The organism is Polynucleobacter brandtiae (assembly GCF_002797575.1).
Classification (GTDB): Bacteria; Pseudomonadota; Gammaproteobacteria; order Burkholderiales; family Burkholderiaceae; genus Polynucleobacter; species Polynucleobacter brandtiae.
The window spans coordinates 278,129-299,688 of sequence record NZ_PGTX01000001.1; the positions used below are offsets into that span (position 1 = coordinate 278,129).

A 21,560-nucleotide genomic window follows, 5' to 3' on the forward strand; every position below is an offset into this window, starting at 1 on the left:
AAAAACGCTGTCCTCAGTTTTTCTTATTCAAAAACTTAAAGAATTCGTTATTAGGCTCTATGACCATAACATCCTTCTTATCCTTGAAAGAGCTTCGGTAGGCCTGAAGGCTCTGGTAAAACTGAGCAAACTGAGCATCACGCCCAAATGCTTCAGCATACAAAGCGGTAGCCTTGGCATCACCAGCTCCCTTAATCTTTTGGGCATCTCGATAAGCTTCAGCCAGAATAGTATCGCGTTGACGTTCAGCGTTAGCGCGCGTTTTATCGGATTCAGCAGCGCCAGTAGAACGCAATTCATTAGCAACCTGTTTGCGTTCCGCTTCCATACGGCGATAAACAGAGTCGCTAATTTCAGCAAGTAGATCGATTCTTTTTAAACGGACATCAACAATCTCAACGCCGATATCTGCAGCATCGTTGGCCACTTTTTTACGGATACCCTGCATCACCTCTTCACGCTGCTCTGAAATAATCTCTCGAACAGTGCGCTTGGTAAATTCCTCATTTAAGGCCGAGCGGATAAGCTGACTGAGGCGATCTTGCGCCAAACGCTCGTCACCCTTAAAGCTAACGAAGAACTTGCGTGGATCAACAATTCGCCATTTCACATAAGAGTCCACCAAAAGATTCTTTTTTTCAGCAGTGATGTAACGCTCTGCCTCTGGTGTATCAATGGTCAAGATTCGACGATCAAAGAAACGAATATTTTCAAATGGCGCTGGTAACTTCACCTGCAGACCTGGCTTCTCAATGACTCGAACAATTTGCCCAAAAGCAAACACTACTGCAAACTTACGTTGGTCAAGAATAAAAATACTCGATGACAAAACGTAAACTAAAACGATCACACCGGCAATAGCCGCTAAGAGACGATTTGGATTCATTATCTTGACTCCCTATCACGGCTACGTAAGCCAGAATTGCTAGGACCAGGCGCAGGGGCAACTACGCCAGGCAGAGGATTAGCAGCTGGGGCACCAGGATTGCCTGTCACGCCACCAACAGTCACTGAACCTGTGGGCGTACTCGTAGGAGCCTGGCCGGTCGAGACTTGGGCACTTTCTGCCGTTACTTGTGCCACGAGCTTATCGAGCGGCAAGTACAGCAGGCTATTACTCTTAGTTGTATCCACTAAAATCTTGGTGACGTTGTTGTACATCTCGCGCATGGTGTCGATATACATTCGGTCACGAGTAACGCCAGGTGCCTTGGAATATTCAGCCAGCACTTGTTTAAAGCGCCCTGCATCACCATCAGCAGTTGCAATCACGCGCGCCTTGTAACCTTCGGCCTCTTGCATTAATCGAGCCGCCGTTCCTTTGGCGCGCGGAATGATGTCATTCGCATAAGCCAATCCCTCACTCTTTAAGCGCTCTTGATCCTGACCAGCTTTGACAGCATCATCAAAAGCTGCCTGGACTTGCTCTGGCGGTTGAACATTTTGAACGGTCACACTAGTAACAAAAATACCAGTCTTGTAACTATCAAGAATTTTCTGAATTGAGTTGGCCAAATCGATGCCAATTTTTTCGCGCCCCTCATACAAAACCGTATCCATCTTGCTACGTGCAACGATCTCACGTACAGCCGTTTCAGCCGCCTGCACTACTGCAGTATCTGGATCACGATTATTGAAAAGATAATCCGTTGGGTCCTTTAAGCGGTACTGCACTGCGAAACGAACATCAATAATATTTTCATCCTCAGTGAGCATGGAAGAGTCTTTTTGGTTTGTCGCTTTGATCAAAACAGAGCGACCCACCTCAACCGACCTTACTCCAGATAGATTGACTGTTTCATCAGACTGAATCGGCCAAGGCATGCGCCAATTGATACCAGGCGTGGAAGTGTAGTCATACTTACCAAAGGTGGTGATGACTCCAGCCTGTCCCTCTTGGATCATATAGATGCCAGTAGCCATCCACAACAAGAAAATGCCAGCTATTGCACCAAAGACGGTAGATTTTGCTGAAAATGGATTTATAAAATTAAATTCTGGTGCCCTCATGCCGCCACCGCCGCCACTACCGCCATTACCACCGCCATTGCCGCGCTCGGATGGCGGAGGAATATCGGTGCTACTGGGTTTATTGGCAGGCTTACGCGCACTAGGGTTTGGATTCTTCTTACCGCCGAAAAGACCACTCAAACGATCATTGAAATCGCGCCACAACTCATCTAAATCTGGTGGGCCATCTGGTTTGGCAGGTTTTTGCCCTGGCTGGGGATTTCTAGGCTGCAACTCTGTTGGCTGATCAGCATTTGGGGTTGGCTCAGCTTGAGGAGCTTGGCCACCAGGGCCGGACTGCCCATCTTTGGCATCCTTAGATCCACTACTCGAGTGGCTGTTACCCCAACCGGGGTCATTGATCGAGAATAATTCAAAAAATTTACGCGTCATGGGGTAAGTATTTTCGTATAGGAATTGGATTAAATTCGGCAGTTTCTGGTCGTTCTGGCAATGGTGCTACTAATTCATCTGGGGCTAATTGTGTCTTGGCGCGATTTTGCCCAACCTTCATTCTATCAGTCATTTGAGAGCATTCCGCCAGAGCTGAGCGCAATAAATCCATGCCAAGGCCTGACTTGGCAGATAAGAAAACCTTACTCGGAATCCCATCGGAGTCGCGCTCAAGCACCGCCCCTCGGGTAAAAGTCTGAGGCATTTGGTCAATTTTATTCATCACCTCAATACGCGGTATGTCCTCAGCACCAATTTCCCGTAGAACAGCCTCTACTTCTGCCTTTTGCTCTCTCGCGACAAGGCTGCAAGCATCAATTACATGCAAAATTAGATCCGCGTGAATAGTCTCATCCAAAGTAGCTCTGAAAGCCTCTACTAATTGATGCGGCAGCTCTCGAATGAATCCAACAGTATCGGAGACCACAATCAAGCCAACCTCCTCTAAGTGCACCTTTCTGGAGGTGGTATCCAAGGTAGCAAATAGCTGATCTGCAGCATATGCCCCCGCCTTTGTGAGTGCGTTAAATAAGGTTGATTTGCCAGCATTGGTATAGCCTACCAATGACACTGAAAAAATCTCTTTGCGGTTTCTGGCCCTTCTCTGAGTCCTTTGCTGACGCTGGAGCTTTTCCAGCTCATTCTCTAGGCGCTTTGCTTTAGTGGCCAGCATCCGTCGGTCTAACTCCATCTGGGTTTCACCAGGACCACCACGCACCCCGATGCCACCTCTTTGGCGCTCAAGATGACTCCAAGCCCGAACTAAACGAGACATCCGATAACGCACTTGAGCGAGCTCAACCTGGGTTTTACCAATATGGCTTTGAGCTCTTTGGCTAAAGATATCTAAAATCAGGCCTGTGCGATCCATTACATGAAAGCCAATTTGACGCTCTAGATTGCGTTGTTGCGATGGAGACAGTGGATTGTTGAAGATAGCAAGCTCAGCACCCTGCTCCTCCATGAGCTTTTGTAGCTCATTAGCCTTTCCTGTACCGATATATAAGGCAGGATCGATTCTGCCTTTACGCGCAATCAGGCTAGCAGTGGGAATAGAGCCAGCGCTATCCGCCAACAAGCTCAATTCAGCCATGCTGTCTGCGAAATCTTCGCGGCCAGTATCCACTCCAACAAGAACTGCTCGGGCTGCATCAACCCCAGTTTTAATCAGGATTAATCTCTTCAGTACGGAATTCCACAGCGCGGGCAGGAACAATCGTTGAGATCGCATGCTTGTAGACCATCTGCGTCACAGTGTTCCGTAAAAGCACCACATATTGGTCGAATGATTCAATATTGCCTTGGAGCTTAATGCCGTTCACTAGGTAAATAGAGACTGGCACATGCTCCTTACGTAGGGCATTCAGGAAAGGGTCCTGGAGTAATTGGATTTTGCTGTTATTCATACTGCTCCTTATTGGATTTTTTATTGGGAGTCTTGCTTTTGTTATTCAATACTTCGCTGCTACCTCTAATAAAGAGGGGTCTGATTCCAGGAAATCAAGACCCTTAATTAGGAAGGATATTAAAACTGTAGCTTGTTTTAGCGATTCTTATTTCTTTTTACCTTTTTTGCCTTTGTCATCATCGACATAAGGGTTTTTTGCGGTATTCATCTGAATTCTTAATGGAGTGCCACGCAATTTAAAGACTTCCCTAAAGCGACCCTCCAAATAGCGCTTATAACTGTCGGTAACACCACTTAAAGATGTGCCATGAATCACCACAATTGGGGGATTCATGCCACCCTGGTGGGCATAACGCAGTTTTGGACGCCCCATACCAACGCGCTTAGGCTGCTGGTGCTCAATGGCCTCTTGCAAGATACGCGTTAATTTAGGTGTTGGCAATTTAGCCATTGCCGCCGCATAGGCTAAGTCAACATCTTTAAAGAGCTCTTTCAAGCCCGTGCCTTTTTTGGCCGAGATGGGATGTACGTTGGCAAAATCTAAAAAGCGAAGCTTTTGGGCAATCTCCAAGCGGGCACGTTCTTTTACGTAAGTATCCAACCCATCCCACTTATTGACAGCAACCACTAAAGCGCGGCCCGCCTCAACAATAAAGCCCGCGATGTGGGCATCTTGCTCTGAAATATCCTGCTGAGCATCCAACATTAAAATAACCACGTTACAGTCAGCAATAGCCTGCAGCGTTTTTACCACTGAGAATTTTTCGATTGCTTCAAATACTTTCCCGCGGCGACGCAGACCCGCTGTATCGATCAATATGTAGGGCTTACCGTTGCGCTCAAATGGCACCTCAATAGCATCGCGAGTGGTACCGGGCATATCAAAAGCAATCACCCGTTCTTCACCAATTAACTTATTAATTAGCGTTGACTTACCAACGTTGGGACGACCCACAACTGCGATCTTCATCGGACGGTTTGGATCAAGCTCAGCCTCTTGAGCCTCTGGTTCAGGAATACCAAGAGAATCCAGGGCATCATCAATCAAGCCGCGCACACCATCGCCATGGGCAGACGAAATCGGGAAGGGCTCGCCTAGACCCATCTCATGAAAGTCTGCGGTAACAACACCAGCCTGCATACCCTCAGTTTTGTTGACAGCCAGGATCACTGGTCTACCGGTCTTGCGTAGAAAGTCAGCAATGACGCGATCCTGCGGAGCCATTCCTAGACGGCCATCAACCAAAAAGATGATGATGTCTGATTCTGCAACCGCTTGCTTGGTTTGCTTGGCCATCTCAGCAACAATGCCTGTTTTGGCTACAGGTTCAAAACCACCGGTATCGACACAAATAAAGGCACGCTCACCAATGCGACCCTTACCATAGTGGCGATCTCGAGTTAAGCCTGAGAAGTCTGCGACTAAAGCATCGCGTGAGCGCGTTAAGCGGTTAAAAAGTGTTGATTTACCAACATTGGGACGACCGACAATAGTAATTACTGGATTCATTTTGGACTGTACGCTGCTAGTTTTCCACCTTGAGATTGAATCAAGATGAGGCCGTTCACCGCAATCGGTGCAGCCGTAATGGGACTACTATCATGGCGAATGCGTGCCAGCATTTCGCCCTTCGCTTGCGACAGCGCATGCACATAACCTTGTGCATCACCCATCAATACCACTTTTCCCACAGCCATCGGTTCGCCAACATCCCTGAACGTTAACTGCGAATTTTCCCAGGCTTGGGCTCCATCCTTCACAGCAAACGCGGTGACATGGGATTTTTCATTCGATGAGAATACCAAGTCTGGGCTTTGTGCTGTACCTGTATAGCTTGAATAATCTTTAAACCAAATTAAATTACCGGTACGGGCTTGGCCACAACCGACTCTACCTTGATAAGAGACGGCACAAATAATATCGCCATCCATACTGGGCTTGGCGGTAACATCATTTAGGCGTTCGATTTCAGAGAAGCCCTTCGGAAACGAAATTGGTGTTTCCCAAACAAGCCCGCCATTCGCAATCGCAATCATGCCAAAACGACCGCCAGAAAAGCCCGTCACAATCACCTCGTTACCAATGGCCAACATACCGTATCCGACTCGTAACGATAAGGCGGCCTGCTGGCGCTGATAGGACCATTTACGCACACCCGTTTGTGCATCTAAACCAATAAATCGATTATCTAGGGCGCGAATAACCACCACCCCGCCAGCAACGACAGGCTCCGTCAATACTTCGCTTCCTACACTTACATTCCAGATTGGCTTACCAGTATCATCATAGGCATATACAGTACCTTTAGTAGTGACCACTGCAGTAGTGCGACCATCGGAACCAGGGCCGATCGATAGGCGGTCCGGCACAGAAACTTCCCAGATTTTTTTTCCAGTCAGTAAATCAATTTTTGCCAGATTACCGCGATGGGAAGCCGCATAAACAGAGTCACCAGCAACTGCCGGATGAAAGTTAAATGATTCAGATGAACCTACACTAGTTGACCAGACTGGAGCTAAGTCAAATTGATTTGTAACGGCAACTAACTCAGCGGGCTTACGAACTCTGGATCCACCAGAACAAGCAAGCAAAGCAACAGCTGTAGAGCCCAGCACTAAAAATAAGGTCAACCGCTTTAATGCGCGTTTTGCAAAACTAGTGTTATTGATCATCACTGAGCCACTCCTCCTACTGCATCTAATTTCACCTTCAAGAGACGACGCGCTTCTTCAGGAAATTCCTTGGCGTCATTGAGCTGCTTCCATGCGGCTTCGTAACTTGTTTTTGCTTCGCTTATTTTCTTCTGCGCTAAGTACCAATCACCACGACGCTCTGACCAAAGCGCCTCGAATCCCGTAATCGGTTTTTCGCTCAAAATAGCATCCGCTTCGACTAAATCTTTGTCGGAGCCCACTTCAATTAACTGTGCCGCCAAGCGTAACTTAGCCAGGGCCAGATAAGCTTTATCGGAAGCATTCTTAGCGGCCCATCGCAGATAATCCATCGACTTAGCAGAATCACCTGCATCCAAAGCAATTCTGGCTGCAACAAGACTGGACATCGCAGCATAAGGAGTGCCCCCATACTGCTTTTGCAAATCATCCGCCGCGCGCAAGGTGAGGTCTTTATCGCCATTACCAATAGCAGCTACCATCGTTTCATATAACTGAGAGGCAGCAGCTGCTTGACTGGTTTTCCACCACTGATAACCGCTGTAGCCAGCATAGGCAAATAAAGCTACCGTAACAACACCAGTGATGACATTGCGGTATTTTTGCCAAAACGCTTTTAGTTGATCTACTTGCTCTTGCTCTTCTAGGTCTAATGGCATATCTATCCAGGCTAAATACAGTTAATAAGGGGTAATTTTATGCTCAGGCGCCCACAATAGCGTCAATTATTGCGTCTACAACGCTATCTAGGGAAACGGTCCTTTGCTCACCACTAGTTCGTAGATTCTTGATCTGAACTTCATTCGCTGCTAATTCATCGGGCCCAATGATGATCGCATACGTTGCCCCACTCATATCAGCCTTCTTCATTTGTGACTTAAAGCTCGCGATTTGTCCGTCTGGCGGGCAGAACAAAATCACATCAATTCCAGCGCTACGTAGGCGTTCCGCAACAATTAGGGCCGCCGTTAGGGTTTCTCCACCCTGGTGCAGCACAAACGCATCGCATTGCGCTAGCGGTTCGGGTAACGAACCCGATACCTTCATTAGCTCCAATACCCGCTCCATTCCCATCGCCCAGCCACAAGCAGGAGCAGCCTTCCCGCCCATACGCTCGATCAGGGGATCATATCGCCCACCCCCAGCAATAGTTCCTTGCGCGCCCAACTCCTCAGTAATCCACTCAAATACAGTGAGGTTGTAATAGTCCAAACCTCGGACTAAACGCGGATTAATTTTGCAAGGGATATTGTTTGCTTTAAGTAAGGCCTGTACTGCTTCAAAATGCTGGAGAGACTCGGCACCTAAAAAATCAAGTAATTTTGGAGCCCCTTCGATTAATTCTTGCATCACTGGATTTTTAGAATCCAGAATTCGTAAAGGATTGCTCAGTAAGCGACGTTGGGAATCTTCATCTAGTTGCGTATGATTTTTTTCAAAGTAAGAAAGCAAAGCGGTGCGATGTTCAGCGCGCTCATTTGCCTGACCCAGAGAATTAATCTCTAAACGAACGCCGATTAATCCCAGCTCATCCCAAAGTCTTTGGCCCATGAGAATAATTTCAGCATCAATATCAGGGCCAGCAAATCCCAAAGCCTCAATACCAAATTGATGAAACTGACGATATCGCCCGCGTTGTGGACGCTCGTGGCGGAACATCGGTCCGGTATACCAAAGTCGCTTAGGGCCTTCGTAAAGCAGATTATTTTCCACGACTGAACGAACAACTGCAGCCGTTCCTTCGGGACGCAAGGTCAGCTGCTCACCATTCAAACGATCTTCAAAGGAATACATCTCCTTTTCAACAATATCAGTTACCTCACCAATACCCCGTTGAAATACGGCGGTGGCCTCAACAATCGGTGTGCGCAAAAACTCATAGCCATATGCACGCGTTAAGTCACGCAACACATGCTCTAGGTGTGCCCATGCCGCAGCATCCGCCGGCAATAAATCATTCATGCCGCGAACGCCATTGATCTTCTGAATCTTCTGGGCTTTTTCAGATTGACGCGTATTTTCGGCTGCAGGAGTTACTGAATTTTTTTCTTGGTCCGTCATGATGTGCGCTTCAGGTATTTTTCTTGTTATTTTTATTGGTGTTTTGCTATTATTTTGGTGCGTAATGCAAGTTGACATATTCTTGTACGATCACCTGAAAATCATGTGCAATGTTATCGCCCCTTAAGGTCTTCACTTTAAGGCCATCTACGAATACGGGAGCGGCTGGAGTTTCACCAGTACCAGGCAAAGAAATGCCGATATTGGCATGCTTGCTTTCACCGGGTCCATTGACAATACAACCCATCACCGCCACATTCATTGCCTCAACTCCTGGATGGGTCTTTTTCCATAAGGGCATTTGTTGGCGTAAGAAAGACTGAATATTGGCAGCAAGCTCTTGGAAAGTAGTGCTAGTGGTTCTGCCGCAACCAGGACAGGCAATCACCATTGGCGTGAAATTACGCAAGCCCATCGTTTGCAAAATCTCTTGAGCCACAATTACTTCATTCTCGCGGGGTGCCCCGGGGTCTGGCGTTAATGAAACACGAATCGTGTCGCCAATGCCCTCTTGAAGCAAAATCCCCATCGCTGCCGTTGAAGAAACAATTCCTTTGCTGCCCATGCCAGCTTCTGTTAAACCCAAATGCAATGGGTAGTCAGAGCGACGAGAGAGGTCTCGATACACTGCAACTAAATCCTGCACATTACTCACTTTGCAGGACAATATAATTTGATTGGGATTCATACCGTATTCAATAGCCTTTTCGGCAGACTGAAGGGCGGACTGAATCAACGATTCAATCATGACCTCTTGCGCTGTCTTCGGATTAGCCAAGGCAGCATTACTGTCCATAATGCCTGCCAACAAATCTTGATCCAAACTACCCCAGTTCACACCAATCCGAATCGGCTTGTCATATTTACAGGCTGCCTCGATCATTTGGGCAAATTGGGGATCACGCTTAGCGCCCTTGCCCACATTTCCTGGATTAATGCGGTACTTAGATAAGGCCATAGCGCACTCCGGAAAGTCCGTCAGTAGAGTATGGCCGTTATAATGAAAATCACCAATCAATGGCACCAAAACATCCATCTTGTCTAACTGCTCGCGGATATATGGCACAGCCGCTGCAGCAGCAGGTGTGTCTACCGTAATGCGTACCATTTCAGAGCCAGCGCGCGCCAACTCTTTTACCTGTATGGCGGTCCCAACAGCATCTGCTGTGTCGGTATTCGTCATTGACTGAACCCGAACGGGTGCATCGCCACCAACCGTAATCACATTTGTTTTCCATGCAATCGTTGATTGACGAGTTATGCGCTTAGGGGATGGACCTAGAGGTAGAGGTGCTAACTTAGTCATCTCATTTAGTCATCTAATTTATTGAGCCAATGAATGGGCTGCTCTGACTGAACAATTTCAGCGTCATGCACAGCGCGCTCACGCACTCTTGTGCGATCTACTACGTCACCTGCCAATTGACCACAGGCAGCAGCGATATCGTCACCGCGCGTTTTACGAACTGTGGCTACCATTCCAGCCTCAAGCAAGATGTTAACAAAAGCATGAATCCGCTGGGCTGTTGAGCGTTTCAAGCCAGACTCTGGGAATGGATTGAAGGGAATGAGATTGATCTTGCACTTAATGTCTTTAAGCAGACGCACTAGTTCTTTTGCCTGAATATCAGAGTCATTGATCCCATCAAGCATGCAGTATTCAAAGGTTAAAAAATCTCTAGGCGCAAATGGAAGATAGCGTTCACATGCAGCCAGCAATTCTTTAAGGGGATATTTTTGATTGAGCGGAACAAGCTGATCCCGTAACGCATCATTAGGAGCATGCAAAGATACCGCTAAAGCAACTGGGCAATCTTGCGCTAAGCGATCAATCATCGGCACAACGCCAGAGGTGGATACGGTAACACGACGTCGTGATAATCCATAAGCACGATCGTCCAGCATTAGCCTTAATGCAGTAATAACATTATCGTAATTGAGTAGAGGCTCACCCATTCCCATCATCACAACGTTAGAAATTACGCGGCCCGTATGCTCCCAACCAGGCGTTGGAAATTCCTCTATACGGCGAACTGCATTGGGGTCATTACGCAATAGATGCTCAGCGAACCACAGCTGGCCAATAATTTCACCGGCTGTAAGGTTACGCGAAAACCCTTGATAGCCCGTTGAGCAAAAGCGGCAATTAACAGCGCATCCCGCTTGCGAAGAGATGCACAAAGTACCTCGACCATCTTCCGGAATAAATACAGACTCAACGGCATTGCCAGCCCCAACATCAAGCAACCATTTGCGAGTGCCATCTGTTGCATGCTCATCTTTTAAAACAGGAAGTGAAACAATCTCCGCTTTATCAAGTAAGGTTGTTCTAAAAGTTTTTGCCAGATCACTCATGTCATTAATATTAGAGACACCGCGTTGGTGTATCCATTGCATGAGTTGCTTCGCCCGAAAGGGCTTTTCATTCAACCCCGCGACATATGCCGCCATTTGGTCGGCATCAAAATCTAAGAGATTTACGCGCGGGGAGGTCAATACGTCTACTTATCAATCAATTGCTAATCAGCGTCGATTAGCGATTAAACACATTCATGCCAGGGAAAAAGAAGGCGATTTCCACAGCCGCTGTTTCTGGAGCATCTGAACCATGTACTGCGTTAGCGTCAATACTGTCTGCGAAATCAGCACGGATCGTACCCTTTTCGGCCTTTTTAGGATCGGTAGCACCCATCAAGTCACGGTTTTTAGCAATTGCGCCTTCACCCTCTAATGCCTGAATCATGACAGGACCAGAAATCATAAAGCTGACTAAATCCTTAAAGAAAGGACGATCTTTATGGACACCATAGAACTGCTCAGCTTCATTTTGTGACAAGTGCGCCATTCTGGAAGCAATGATCTTCAAACCAGCAGATTCAAAACGCTCGTAGATCTTACCAATAACGTTTTTTGCGACAGCATCAGGTTTGATGATAGATAGGGTGCGTTCAATAGCCATGCATAACTCCAATAGTAATTTCAAAGATTTAAGCTCAATTCGCGGATAGTAGGCTCCAGCTTTAATTATTTCCAGACACCCCACTACGCGCTAGGAATCCAGCGACCCCTAAATTATACATTGCCTGACCGTATTTACCCTTATCTAGGCAGGGCTAAGCTATTGAATTTACAGGGCATAACCCTTCAATTTGTAGTTCTATTTAAATACAGCTTGAAATCACCCTAATTTGTCTATACTTAATTTCATTAACCCCTAGTGGGTTTCAGTCCTTACAACAAAGAAGGAGTCAATATGAGCGATCTAAACTCTTACGGTTTCGGGCAAACCGGCTCGATAAGCACCCCCCAAATACGTAACCGCGTACTGCGTAATACCTATGCACTTTTAGCGCTATCAATGATTCCTACTGTCATTGGGGCCTGGCTTGGCGTTGCTTTTGGCCTCAACTTCATGAAAAGTAGCCCTTTTATGGGTTTCATCGTGTTCATGGCGATTGCTTTTGGCTTTTTCTGGGCAATCGAGAAGAATAAAGAAACTGGTCTAGGCGTTCTTTTGCTCCTAGGCTTCACTTTCTTTATGGGCATCATGATGTCCGGCTTAGTGGGTTACACCCTCAATAGCTACAGTAATGGAGCCACTCTAATTATGTTGGCCTTTGGTGGCACGGCGGCCATTTTTGGAGTGATGGCAACCATTGCTACGGTCAGTAAAAGCGACTTTTCTGGCATGGGCAAGTGGCTCATGGTTGGTGTTCTACTCTTGATCGTAGCCTCCCTAGCAAATATCTGGCTACAGTTACCAGCCCTGATGTTGACAGTAATGGTGTTGGCTATCGGCATCTTCTCTGCCTTTATTTTGGTGGACGTTCAGCGCATTATCAATGGCGGTGAAACCAATTACATCATGGCTACCCTAGCTATCTACCTAGATGTGTACAACATCTTTACTAACTTACTCGCATTATTGGGTATCGTTGGAGGCGACCGAGACTAAATAGTCTTCCCTACCAGTTTTCATTACCAGTTACGCGTAACTCCGCTCTAACAAAAGGCACTTCGGTGCCTTTTTGTTTAACTAAATTAACTAACTTAGACCCTATCAAATACTGCCATTGATTCTACGTGCGAGGTATGAGGAAACATATTGATGATGCCCGCACTTTTGAGGACATAGCCAGCGTGATGGCACAGAATCTCAGTATCCCTGGCTAGGGTTTTTGGATTACAAGACACATACACAATGCGCCGAGGAATAAGATCACTCCTTTGCTGATGCAAACTAGCCAATGCTTGGCAAATTTCCATAGCCCCTTCACGTGGGGGATCCATGAGCCAGCGATCCGCTCTACCCCATGAAGCGATCGTCTCTGCGGTCACCTCAAATAAATTACTTTGCATAAAGCTAGCTTTCTCTGCTAGGTCGTTATGTATGGCATTTTCTTGCGCTCTGTTTGTTAGGCTCGCCAATCCCTCGATGCCCAAAACGCTCTGTGAGCGTTTTGCCAGGGGAAGCGTAAAGTTACCAATGCCACAAAATAAATCGAGTACACGATCCGTTGATTTAATTTCTAGCAAACGGATAGCCCTACTGACTAAGGCTCGATTCATTAGATGATTGACCTGAGTAAAGTCCGCCGGCTTAAAAGGCATCTCAATCTCAAACTCAGGTAAGCGATAGCAAAGCTTGCCCGTTGAGGGATAGAACGGCGCAACCGTTTCAATTCCTTTAGTTTGTAACCAGATCCAGACTTGGTGCTGATCTGCAAAATCTCTTAGTAATTGCTCATCCGCCACAGTCAATGGATTCAGAATACGAAATACGAGCGCTGTCACTGGTTTAGATTTTTGTAAGTCAGTAGAATCCGGTTCAGCGGCCTCACCTACCGCTAATTCAATTTGGGGCATACGGTCGACGATCGACAAACCCATTACCAATTTACGTAAGTCGGGCAGTAAGTCGGAGACATGCTTAGGTAGAATCTCGCAAGCCAACATATCGGCAACGTAACCACTCTTACCCTCATGAAAGCCCACCAAGACGGTGCCTTTTTTGATGGAGCGATTGACCACACTTAATCGCGCACGATGGCGATATTCCCAGGCGGGACCACCCATGGGACGCAAAATTTCCTCTGGGGAAACTTTAGCAATATGCTTTAAATCATCCTCAAGCACACGCTGCTTCATTGCAATCTGAGCCCGAATATCTAAATGCTGCATAGTGCAGCCACCACATACTCCAAATTCCTTACATTTTGGTGTCGCTCTAAATACTGCCGGTTTTAGTATGTTGAGAACCTTAGCCTTACTAAAGCGGGCTTTTTCACGGGTCACTACGTAGGTTACCAATTCAGTTGGTAGAGCTCCTTGAATAAAAATTACCTTACCACTTTGACCTTCTGCAATTTCTACTTCATTGGGCGCTAGCCTAGCAATGCCTTGCGCATCGAGATCAAGAGATTCAATGCAAATAGGTTCAGTGACCTCAATGTGCACTGGCTTTTCACCTCTACGCATTTGATGCAAATCCCAAGAGATATTCTTGCCATTGAACTCCATTAGGCTCTTTGGAGAGACTATTTAGATAGGTCTTGACGAAAATAATTTCATTTTCATACTCCGCTAATGAAAAACCACCTCGCAGAAGTTGAAAGCGACAGTACATCAAATAAGTATTGACCACATCTGTTTCACAGTACTGGCGAATCTCTTCGATTCTGCCATCTTGGTATGCGGGCCAGACTTGACTACCATCCATTCCCATTTTTCCAGGGAATCCACAGAGTTTAGCCAAACCATCTAATGGGGCATTGGCGCGTCCATTAAATTTTGCCAATAAATCCATTAGATCTAAGTGGCGCATGTGGTAGCGGCTAATGTAGTTGTTCCACTTAAACTCGCGACTATCGTTTTCCTGGCTCTCCCCCATTTCCCAATAGCGTGGCGCTTGAATATGATTTGCTAATGCGCGGTAATGAAGGACTGGCAAATCAAAACCACTGCCATTCCAAGAGACTAATTGCGGCGTATACTTTTCGACAAGCTCAAAGAAGGTTTGAATTAATAGCTTTTCATCATCGTCAGGGTTGCCCAAAGTGCCAACTTTAATTTGGGGGCTACCCTCTTTAGTAGTTCGACGAATGACGCAAGAGATAGCGCAGATGCGCTGTAAATATAGGGGCAGAAAATCACTACCTGTTTTCTCAAGTCGTTCTGACATAGCTTTACCAGCCACTTCAGCATCTGATAAGGAATCTGGGTAATCGTTGAGGCGACGAAGACCAGCCACATCTGGAATGGTCTCAATATCAAATACGAGAACAGTTGCCATTACCATTGCCTCATCAAGTTGATGCGTTGTTATGTATTAGTGAGCTGATGAGCTGAATAAGTATCAGCTACTGCAGGTAAGGCGCAGGATTTACTGGCTTACCATTCACACGCAATTCAAAATGAAGCTTCACTGCATTCGCATCGGTATCGCCCATCTCAGCGATCTTTTGCCCTTTTTTAACCGCATCGCCCTCCTTCACTAGGAGTGAGCGATTGTGGGCATAAGCAGTTAAATAAGTATTGTCATGTTTAATGATGACTAGATTGCCATAACCACGCAAACTATTACCAGCATAAACAACCTTACCCTCAGAGGCAGCGCTAACAGGGTCGCCTAATTTACCGGTAATATCAATGCCTTTTGTTTTATCGTTAAAGTCGTCTATGACTTTACCTTTTGCCGGCCATGACAAACGAATGCCGGGCTCGGCCACAATATCTTTTGTAGGATCAGACTTGGCAAGGTCGGCCTTAGCAGAATCTATCTTAGGACTATCACTAGGGATAGTCGGCTTAGTGCCTGGGGTGGCTGGAGTCATTGGTACATTCGATCCACTTGCCCTCATTGCAGATTTAGAGCCTGCTGGGGGCTTCACCAGAATCAGATCGCCCACTTCAATCTGATTGGGATTAGCCATATTATTCCATTGAGCCACATCGCGTGGCGCCTGCCCATTATCTAAGGCGATACGGGCTAGGGTGTCCCCTTTTTTGACGCGGTAATAGCCTGGTGGAATAGTCTCACTAGAGGAGCTGGAACGCTCAACCACTAATGCAGGTTTAGCTCGTGGAGTGGTGCAGCCTGCGTTTAGCAGCATGGCTACAATGGAAAATGGGATCAGAAGTAATTTAGTCATGGACTTCAATGGATTGTTCATACTATCCCCGATTGTAAGGGGACAAAAAAGACCTCATCCAAAACAGTTCTTTGATAACGTTGCGAACTCATGCGCTCAACCATGATTAATTGCTGTTCTTTTTCATTTTTAGCTACTGGAGCCACTAAACGACCCCCAATAGCCAATTGATCTAAAAGTGCATCTGGAATACCTAAACCAGCTGCGGCCAGAATAATTCCATCAAAAGGGGCCGCTTGTGGCAACCCCAAAATGCCATCACCGTAAATCAAGCGGAGATTATTAATTCGAAAAGGCCTTAATTTAGCTCTAGCCATATCGTGCAATGCACGAATCCGCTCAATCGAATAAACCTCTTCAGACAGAAGACTCAATACAGCCGCTTGATATCCACAACCGGTGCCAATTTCTAAAACCTTTCCCAATTTTTGCCTTGGCTTGTGGAGCAATTCAATCATGCGAGCTACAACAGAGGGCTTTGAAATCGTTTGAGAGTGCCCGATTGGCAGTGCGGTATCTTCATATGCTTGAGGGTGCATTCCTGCATCCATAAAAGCATGACGAGGGACAGTAGCAATAGCCTCTAGTGTTTTGGGATGTTTTACTCCAGCCGCCAATACTTTGGCGGCCAATGCCTGACGATGTCCGGCTAAACGCTCTGCCGCAGGCTTCAACCGCGATCCCATCCATTGGCACGCAATGCGGCTAAACGGGCGTGGTGCGTTAAGTCTAATTGCATCGGTGTTATCGAGATACACCCCTCGTTGATAGCATGAAAATCGGTGCCTTCAGAGCGATCTTTAGCATCACCTGCAGCCCCGATCCAGTAAATTTCATCACCTCGGGGACTTTTTTGCACTACCACTGGTTGTGAATGATGGCGATTACCTAAACGCGTAACACGCCAACGACCGAGATCGGCATAGGGTCGATTCGGAATGTTGACGTTGAGCAAAGTAGCGGCTCCTTCAGTATGAGTGAGTTTAGACGCAAGCATTTGCGCAACAATATCGTGCGCAGCTTTAGCGGCATCATCAACTAGATTCCAACCCCTGTCGATTTGTGAAAAAGCCACTCCGGGAACACCAAACATAACGCCCTCGACAGCAGCTGCCACAGTACCTGAATACAGAGTATCTTCGCCCATATTTTCACCTTGGTTGATGCCCGAAACAACCAAGTCCGGTTTCTCATCCAGAAAGCCAGTCATCGCAATATGTACGCAATCTGTTGGGGTGCCATTAATAAACAGAAATCCGTCGCGCTCTCCACCGGCCACACGATGTATTGATAAAGGCCTTGATAAGGTCAATGAGTTAGAAGCGCCGCTATGGTTTTGCTCAGGAGCAATCACCGTTACTCGCCCTAGTGGACGAATCGCGTTTACTAAAGCAAGTAGGCCAGGTGCAAGATAGCCATCATCATTTGAGATTAGGATGTGGGGCTGATAATCATTGCTCATTAAACAGCTCCCTGAGCTTTTGTAAAGGTACGGCCTCTAAACCATCCATAGATAACAGGTAACACCAAAAGAGTCAAAATTGTCGTTGTAATCATGCCGCCAACGATCACGAGTGCCAATGGACGTTGAGCCTCAGAACCTATTGCATGCGATAAGGCTGCGGGCAATAAACCCAAACCAGCCAACATGGCAGTCATTAATACAGGGCGGACACGTAGGGAGGCGCCTTCTACCATCGCATTTTTCATTCCAACATGGTCCTCTGCGATAGTTTTATTGATGTAAGAGATCAAGATAACGCCATCCTGAATCGCTATACCAAACAGCGACAAAAACCCAAATAGAGCCGAAATACTCAGAGTCTCTCCGCCAAAATGTAAGGCAATAATCCCACCGATCGCTGCAAAAGGTACGTTTATCAACACAATTACTGCATCACGCACATTACCAAGCGCCGTCACCAACAACAGAAAAATAGCTATCAAAGTCAAAGGAATGATCACCATCAACTTTTTCTGGGCTGCCTTCATTTGATTAAATTGACCATCCCATGAAATTGAATAATTTCCAGGCAACGAAACATTTCTCTCAACTAAGAATTTAGCATCCTCGACAGCGCTACCTAAGTCACGACCACGCACACTGAAGATCACAGCAATATAGCGTTTTCCTGCCTCCCGATAGATGAAGAACGGGCCATCAGTTAACTTTACAGTCGCCACCATATTGAGGGGGATTTTAATTCCGCTAGGAGTATCGATTAATAAAGCCGAGATATCAGGCACATCATTGCGACTTGCTTCGTTCAGTCGCACAGCCACGCCAAATGTCTTCTCATCTTCTAAGAAGTTGGTTACAGATGAACCCCCAATAGCATTGGCGACTAGGGTCTGAATATCATTCACATTAATGGCATATCGCGCAGCTCGCTCACGATCAATTTGAATATTTAAAGTTGGTTGACCCAGCTCTCGTAAGATCCCCTCGTCTTCAATGCCCTGAACCTTCTTGAGTTGCTCAAGAACCTCAACTGCCTTTTGATTAAGTACCTCAAGGTCTGATCCATAAATCTTGATTGAATTTTCACCTTTAACACCGGATAGAGCTTCATTGACGTTGTCTTGAATATACTGGGAGAAGCTATAGGTGACACCAGGAATCGTATTCAACTCCTCTTGAAGTCGCTTAATTAGCTTAGCCTTACTGCTATTTTTAGGCATGTCCTCAGGCGCCTTGAGATAGAGCCCATATTCTTGATTAAAAACACCTGTTGAATCAGTGCCGTCATCAGGGCGCCCAATTTGAACAGCAACCTTCTCTAACTCCGGTTGCTTAATAAATTTCTCCCGCAACTCATTCGCAATTTTGATTGAATAGTTTAGGTCAACGGTATTAGGGAGCACTACTCTGAGCCAAATATTATTTTCCTCGAGCGTGGGCAGAAAGGCAGTGCCCAAACGTGTAGCACTAAATAGCGTCACTGCCAATATTAATAGTGAGATAGAAATCACATGCCGAGGATAGTCCATCCATTTGCGCAATAGGGGCCGATAAAGCCGCAACATCCAAGAAATAAACTTAGGCGGAGAATGGCTAAAGTTTTTTGAAAAGGCTAGAGAAAGCATCGCCGGAATAAAGGTAAGACTTAAGATAATTGAAGCAATCAATGCAAAACCCATGGTGAATGCCATAGGTTTAAAAATAATTCCCTCGACACCACCCATCAAGAATAAGGGGGAATAAGCAACAATAATAATGCTGGTCGAATACACCATCGCCCGTTGAACTTCGCTTGTTGCCAAAATAATGCCTTGGTTAACTCGTTTGTGGTCATCCTCTAGATGTCGCATTACATTTTCAGTAATGATCACGGCAGCATCCACAATTACCCCAAAATCAATGGCACCCAAGGAGATGAGGTTTGCTGGTACGTTAAAAATATACATCTGAATAAACGATACGCACAGTGCAAGTGGAATCACAGCAGCTACCACCATAGCAGCTCTAAAATTACCCAAGAAAATATAAAGCAATGCTAGGACCATTGTGATCCCAAAAAACATTGTATGTTTTACCGTTCCAACAGTAATATCTAATAAAACCTGACGATCGTAAAAGGGTTTGACCTGAATGCCTGGGGGCAAAATATGATCATTGATAGTTGCAATTTTATCCCTCACGCGAGCCAATACCTCTGAGGCATTTTCTCCGCGACGCAGATACACGATACCCTCAACAGCATCTGGATTGTCATTGAATTCAAAAATACCTAATCTTGGGGCATTACCAATAACCACCTCGGCTACGTCGCCAATACGAATAGGGGTGCCTTTATTCACTACGATGACTACTTGCTTTATGTCATCTAAATTTCTCAGAAGGCCTACACCACGGACAACAAACTGCTGAGACCCACTGGGTAAAACACCACCGCCAGTATTGTCATTCGCACTTGTTAAGGCTGCAATAACTTGTGCAACACTAACATTCTTGGACTGAAGGCTTTCAGGACTGATGATGACCTGATACTGCCTTACCTTGCCACCAAAAGAAGAGATATCAGCAACTCCAGGGGTTTGCTTCAGCTCTTTATAAATCTCATAATTTTGTAACGTTTTTAGGCGTGTTGGACTTGCGTAGTCTGACTGAACTTGGTAGCGCAAGATTTCACCAGTAGCATCAGAGTCAGGACTTACGCTTGAATTAACGCCCTGAGGAAAGGTAATATTTCCAAGATTAGAGATAAATGTCTGGCGCGACTTAAATGGATCGGCAGAATCTTCAAATTTCAAAGTGACTACTGAAAGACCAAATAAAGATACGGAGCGAAATGTTTTTACCCCAGGAATGCCAGCTAGAGCATTCTCAACAGGAATAGTAACCTGCTGTTCTACTTCCGTTGTACTTCTACCAGGCCATTGTGAAATTGCCTGAATTGTCAGTGGGGCTACCCCGGGATAGGGTTGAATGGGTAATTGCTTCAAACTGAAAGCGCCAATGATGAGCAGCACAACTGAACACACCAGTATCAATATGCGCTTCTGAATGACATCCCGTATAAAAGAGGTTACAAAGCTCAATTACTCCTCCTGTTTCGCAAAGCGGTCATTTAATAAAACTGCGCCATCAGTAAGCACCTGCATACCGGGCTCAATTCCCTCGGTAACGGCAAAGCGCTTTCCATCCAAGTCGTAGCCGCTTACTGCAAATCGCCTAAATTTGTCTGCACCAGTTCTAATAATTACGTAACGCATTTCACGCACTCGCACAATTGCTGACTGAGGCAACACAACAGCATCGGCTGTTCCAGTTTGCAACTTAGCGGAGATATACATGTCGGAGCGCAAAAGACCATCAATATTCTCAACATCACAACGGATTAATAAAGTTCTCGTTTCTGGGTCAATCGCAGGGGCAATGTAGTTTGCCTTAGCAATGAATTCTTTATCGGGATAGGCTTCCGATCGCAATATTAAGGTTTGCCCTTTTTGGATTCTACGAATATCTTGCTCAAAAATATTTCCTAAAAACCATAGCGCTTTAGGATCAGCTAGAGTAGCCATGACATCACCCGCACTAACAACAGCACCTGGATCTACAGCGCGCTTAACCACAACACCCTCAATGGGTGAGTGCATTATCAGATTATTTTGTGACTTACCGCTTCTTTCTAGGGCTTTGATGTCACCGTCACTGGCGCCTAAATTACGCATGCGGTTTGCAGCAGCCTGTTGAGTGATCTGCGCATCTCCTAACAAATCACCCATCGATTTATTTGACTGAAGAATTTGCGCCGTTTTGGAAGAAAGTAAATACTCTTGCTGGGCAGAAATATACTCTGGGCTATATAACTCGATTACTGGTGAACCAACATTAATTGAGGCACCATCAAAAGCGTAAATACGCTCCACTCTTCCAGGCGCCCGTGCTGATAGCACTTTTGACTTTTCGGCATTAAAGGCCAAGCGCCCAGGGACTTTTATTTCAACCGGAACAGACACCTTTTCAGCATTTTGAAAAATATATATATTTGGATCGAGGGTGATACCAGTTAGAGTAATCTCCATTGCACCCGTTTTTTCAATTCGGAGACTGCGGTCAGATTTTTCCAATTTAATTGGACGGTTTACGTTAAAAATTAAACCAATGATGATGCCTATTAGTAAAACAGAAAAACAAGTAAAGCCTAAACGAATGCGTGCGCGTGTTTCAAACTTTAGGGCCCAATAAGCGGCTACAAAAGTTGTTTTTTTCTCATTCACTTTATGTAAAACATGTGCCAATAACTTGAGCAAATGTTGCTTCACTTTATCCAATAGCCGAGTTATCTTTTCCTTCATGC

General features: G+C 46.0%; 18 protein-coding genes and 1 pseudogene. 1 reads left to right on the plus strand and 18 read right to left on the minus strand.

Annotated elements, in window-relative coordinates; translation table 11 throughout:
* Positions 1-13: 13 nt before the first annotated feature.
* The 11 genes from hflC to ndk all read right to left on the minus strand — a co-directional run bounded on the left by hflC (position 14) and on the right by ndk (position 11,564).
* Complete coding sequence (hflC, locus tag B0G85_RS01440; RefSeq protein ID WP_100378660.1) at positions 14-886, minus strand: protease modulator HflC; 873 nt, start codon at positions 884-886, stop codon at positions 14-16.
* A complete protein-coding gene (hflK, locus tag B0G85_RS01445; RefSeq protein ID WP_100378661.1) occupies positions 886-2,403 on the minus strand; it encodes an FtsH protease activity modulator HflK in 1,518 nt (505 codons plus the stop codon). Before hflK ends, hflC begins: the two co-directional genes overlap by 1 nt.
* A complete protein-coding gene (hflX, locus tag B0G85_RS01450) occupies positions 2,393-3,694 on the minus strand; it encodes a GTPase HflX (RefSeq protein WP_100378662.1) in 1,302 nt (433 codons plus the stop codon). The genes hflK and hflX overlap by 11 nt, the downstream gene beginning before the upstream one ends.
* Positions 3,627-3,869 (minus strand): RNA chaperone Hfq, encoded by a 243-nt coding sequence (gene hfq, locus B0G85_RS01455; protein ID WP_100378663.1) that lies wholly within the window; start codon positions 3,867-3,869, stop codon positions 3,627-3,629. Before hfq ends, hflX begins: the two co-directional genes overlap by 68 nt.
* A 147-nt stretch (positions 3,870-4,016) precedes the next feature.
* Positions 4,017-5,381, minus strand: coding sequence for a ribosome biogenesis GTPase Der (der, locus tag B0G85_RS01460; protein ID WP_100378664.1), 1,365 nt, complete (start codon positions 5,379-5,381; stop codon positions 4,017-4,019).
* A complete protein-coding gene (gene bamB, locus B0G85_RS01465) occupies positions 5,378-6,544 on the minus strand; it encodes an outer membrane protein assembly factor BamB (RefSeq protein WP_100378665.1) in 1,167 nt (388 codons plus the stop codon). The genes der and bamB overlap by 4 nt, the downstream gene beginning before the upstream one ends.
* A complete protein-coding gene (locus B0G85_RS01470) occupies positions 6,544-7,203 on the minus strand; it encodes a YfgM family protein (protein ID WP_100378666.1) in 660 nt (219 codons plus the stop codon). Before B0G85_RS01470 ends, bamB begins: the two co-directional genes overlap by 1 nt.
* A 43-nt stretch (positions 7,204-7,246) precedes the next feature.
* Entirely contained in the window at positions 7,247-8,605 is a 1,359-nt protein-coding gene (gene hisS, locus B0G85_RS01475) for a histidine--tRNA ligase (protein WP_198508669.1), read from the minus strand.
* Between the two features lie 49 nt (positions 8,606-8,654).
* Entirely contained in the window at positions 8,655-9,911 is a 1,257-nt protein-coding gene (gene ispG / locus B0G85_RS01480) for a flavodoxin-dependent (E)-4-hydroxy-3-methylbut-2-enyl-diphosphate synthase (protein ID WP_100378667.1), read from the minus strand.
* Between the two features lie 5 nt (positions 9,912-9,916).
* Positions 9,917-11,056, minus strand: a complete 1,140-nt coding sequence (gene rlmN, locus B0G85_RS01485; protein ID WP_232725927.1) for a dual-specificity RNA methyltransferase RlmN — start codon at positions 11,054-11,056, stop codon at positions 9,917-9,919.
* Between the two features lie 82 nt (positions 11,057-11,138).
* Positions 11,139-11,564, minus strand: a complete 426-nt coding sequence (gene ndk / locus B0G85_RS01490) for a nucleoside-diphosphate kinase (protein ID WP_100378669.1) — start codon at positions 11,562-11,564, stop codon at positions 11,139-11,141.
* Positions 11,565-11,858: 294 nt separating this feature from the next.
* Between ndk and B0G85_RS01495 the strand changes: the two genes are divergently transcribed.
* A complete protein-coding gene (locus B0G85_RS01495) occupies positions 11,859-12,560 on the plus strand; it encodes a Bax inhibitor-1 family protein (RefSeq protein ID WP_100378670.1) in 702 nt (233 codons plus the stop codon).
* 95 nt (positions 12,561-12,655) lie between these two features.
* Here the strand turns inward: B0G85_RS01495 and rlmD are convergent, their stop codons facing one another.
* The 7 genes and pseudogenes from rlmD to B0G85_RS01530 form a co-directional block, all read right to left on the minus strand.
* Positions 12,656-14,083 carry a 23S rRNA (uracil(1939)-C(5))-methyltransferase RlmD gene (gene rlmD / locus B0G85_RS01500; RefSeq protein ID WP_100378671.1) on the minus strand — a complete coding sequence of 476 codons (1,428 nt, stop codon included), beginning with the start codon at positions 14,081-14,083 and terminating at the stop codon, positions 12,656-12,658.
* A complete protein-coding gene (locus B0G85_RS01505; RefSeq protein ID WP_100378672.1) occupies positions 14,076-14,897 on the minus strand; it encodes a 3'-5' exonuclease in 822 nt (273 codons plus the stop codon). The genes rlmD and B0G85_RS01505 overlap by 8 nt, the downstream gene beginning before the upstream one ends.
* A gap of 67 nt (positions 14,898-14,964) precedes the next feature.
* A complete protein-coding gene (locus B0G85_RS01510; protein ID WP_100378673.1) occupies positions 14,965-15,777 on the minus strand; it encodes a peptidoglycan DD-metalloendopeptidase family protein in 813 nt (270 codons plus the stop codon).
* A pseudogene (locus tag B0G85_RS01515) lies at positions 15,774-16,397 on the minus strand (protein-L-isoaspartate(D-aspartate) O-methyltransferase); the annotation flags it as partial. The gene B0G85_RS01510 and the pseudogene B0G85_RS01515, both read right to left, overlap by 4 nt.
* 29 nt (positions 16,398-16,426) lie before the next feature.
* Positions 16,427-17,218: a 5'/3'-nucleotidase SurE gene (gene surE, locus B0G85_RS01520; protein WP_100378675.1), complete on the minus strand. Its 792-nt coding sequence runs from the start codon at positions 17,216-17,218 to the stop codon at positions 16,427-16,429.
* Positions 17,218-20,298, minus strand: a complete 3,081-nt coding sequence (locus B0G85_RS01525) for an efflux RND transporter permease subunit (protein ID WP_100378676.1) — start codon at positions 20,296-20,298, stop codon at positions 17,218-17,220. Before B0G85_RS01525 ends, surE begins: the two co-directional genes overlap by 1 nt.
* Complete coding sequence (locus B0G85_RS01530; RefSeq protein ID WP_100378677.1) at positions 20,299-21,558, minus strand: efflux RND transporter periplasmic adaptor subunit; 1,260 nt, start codon at positions 21,556-21,558, stop codon at positions 20,299-20,301.
* Positions 21,559-21,560: the final 2 nt, after the last annotated feature.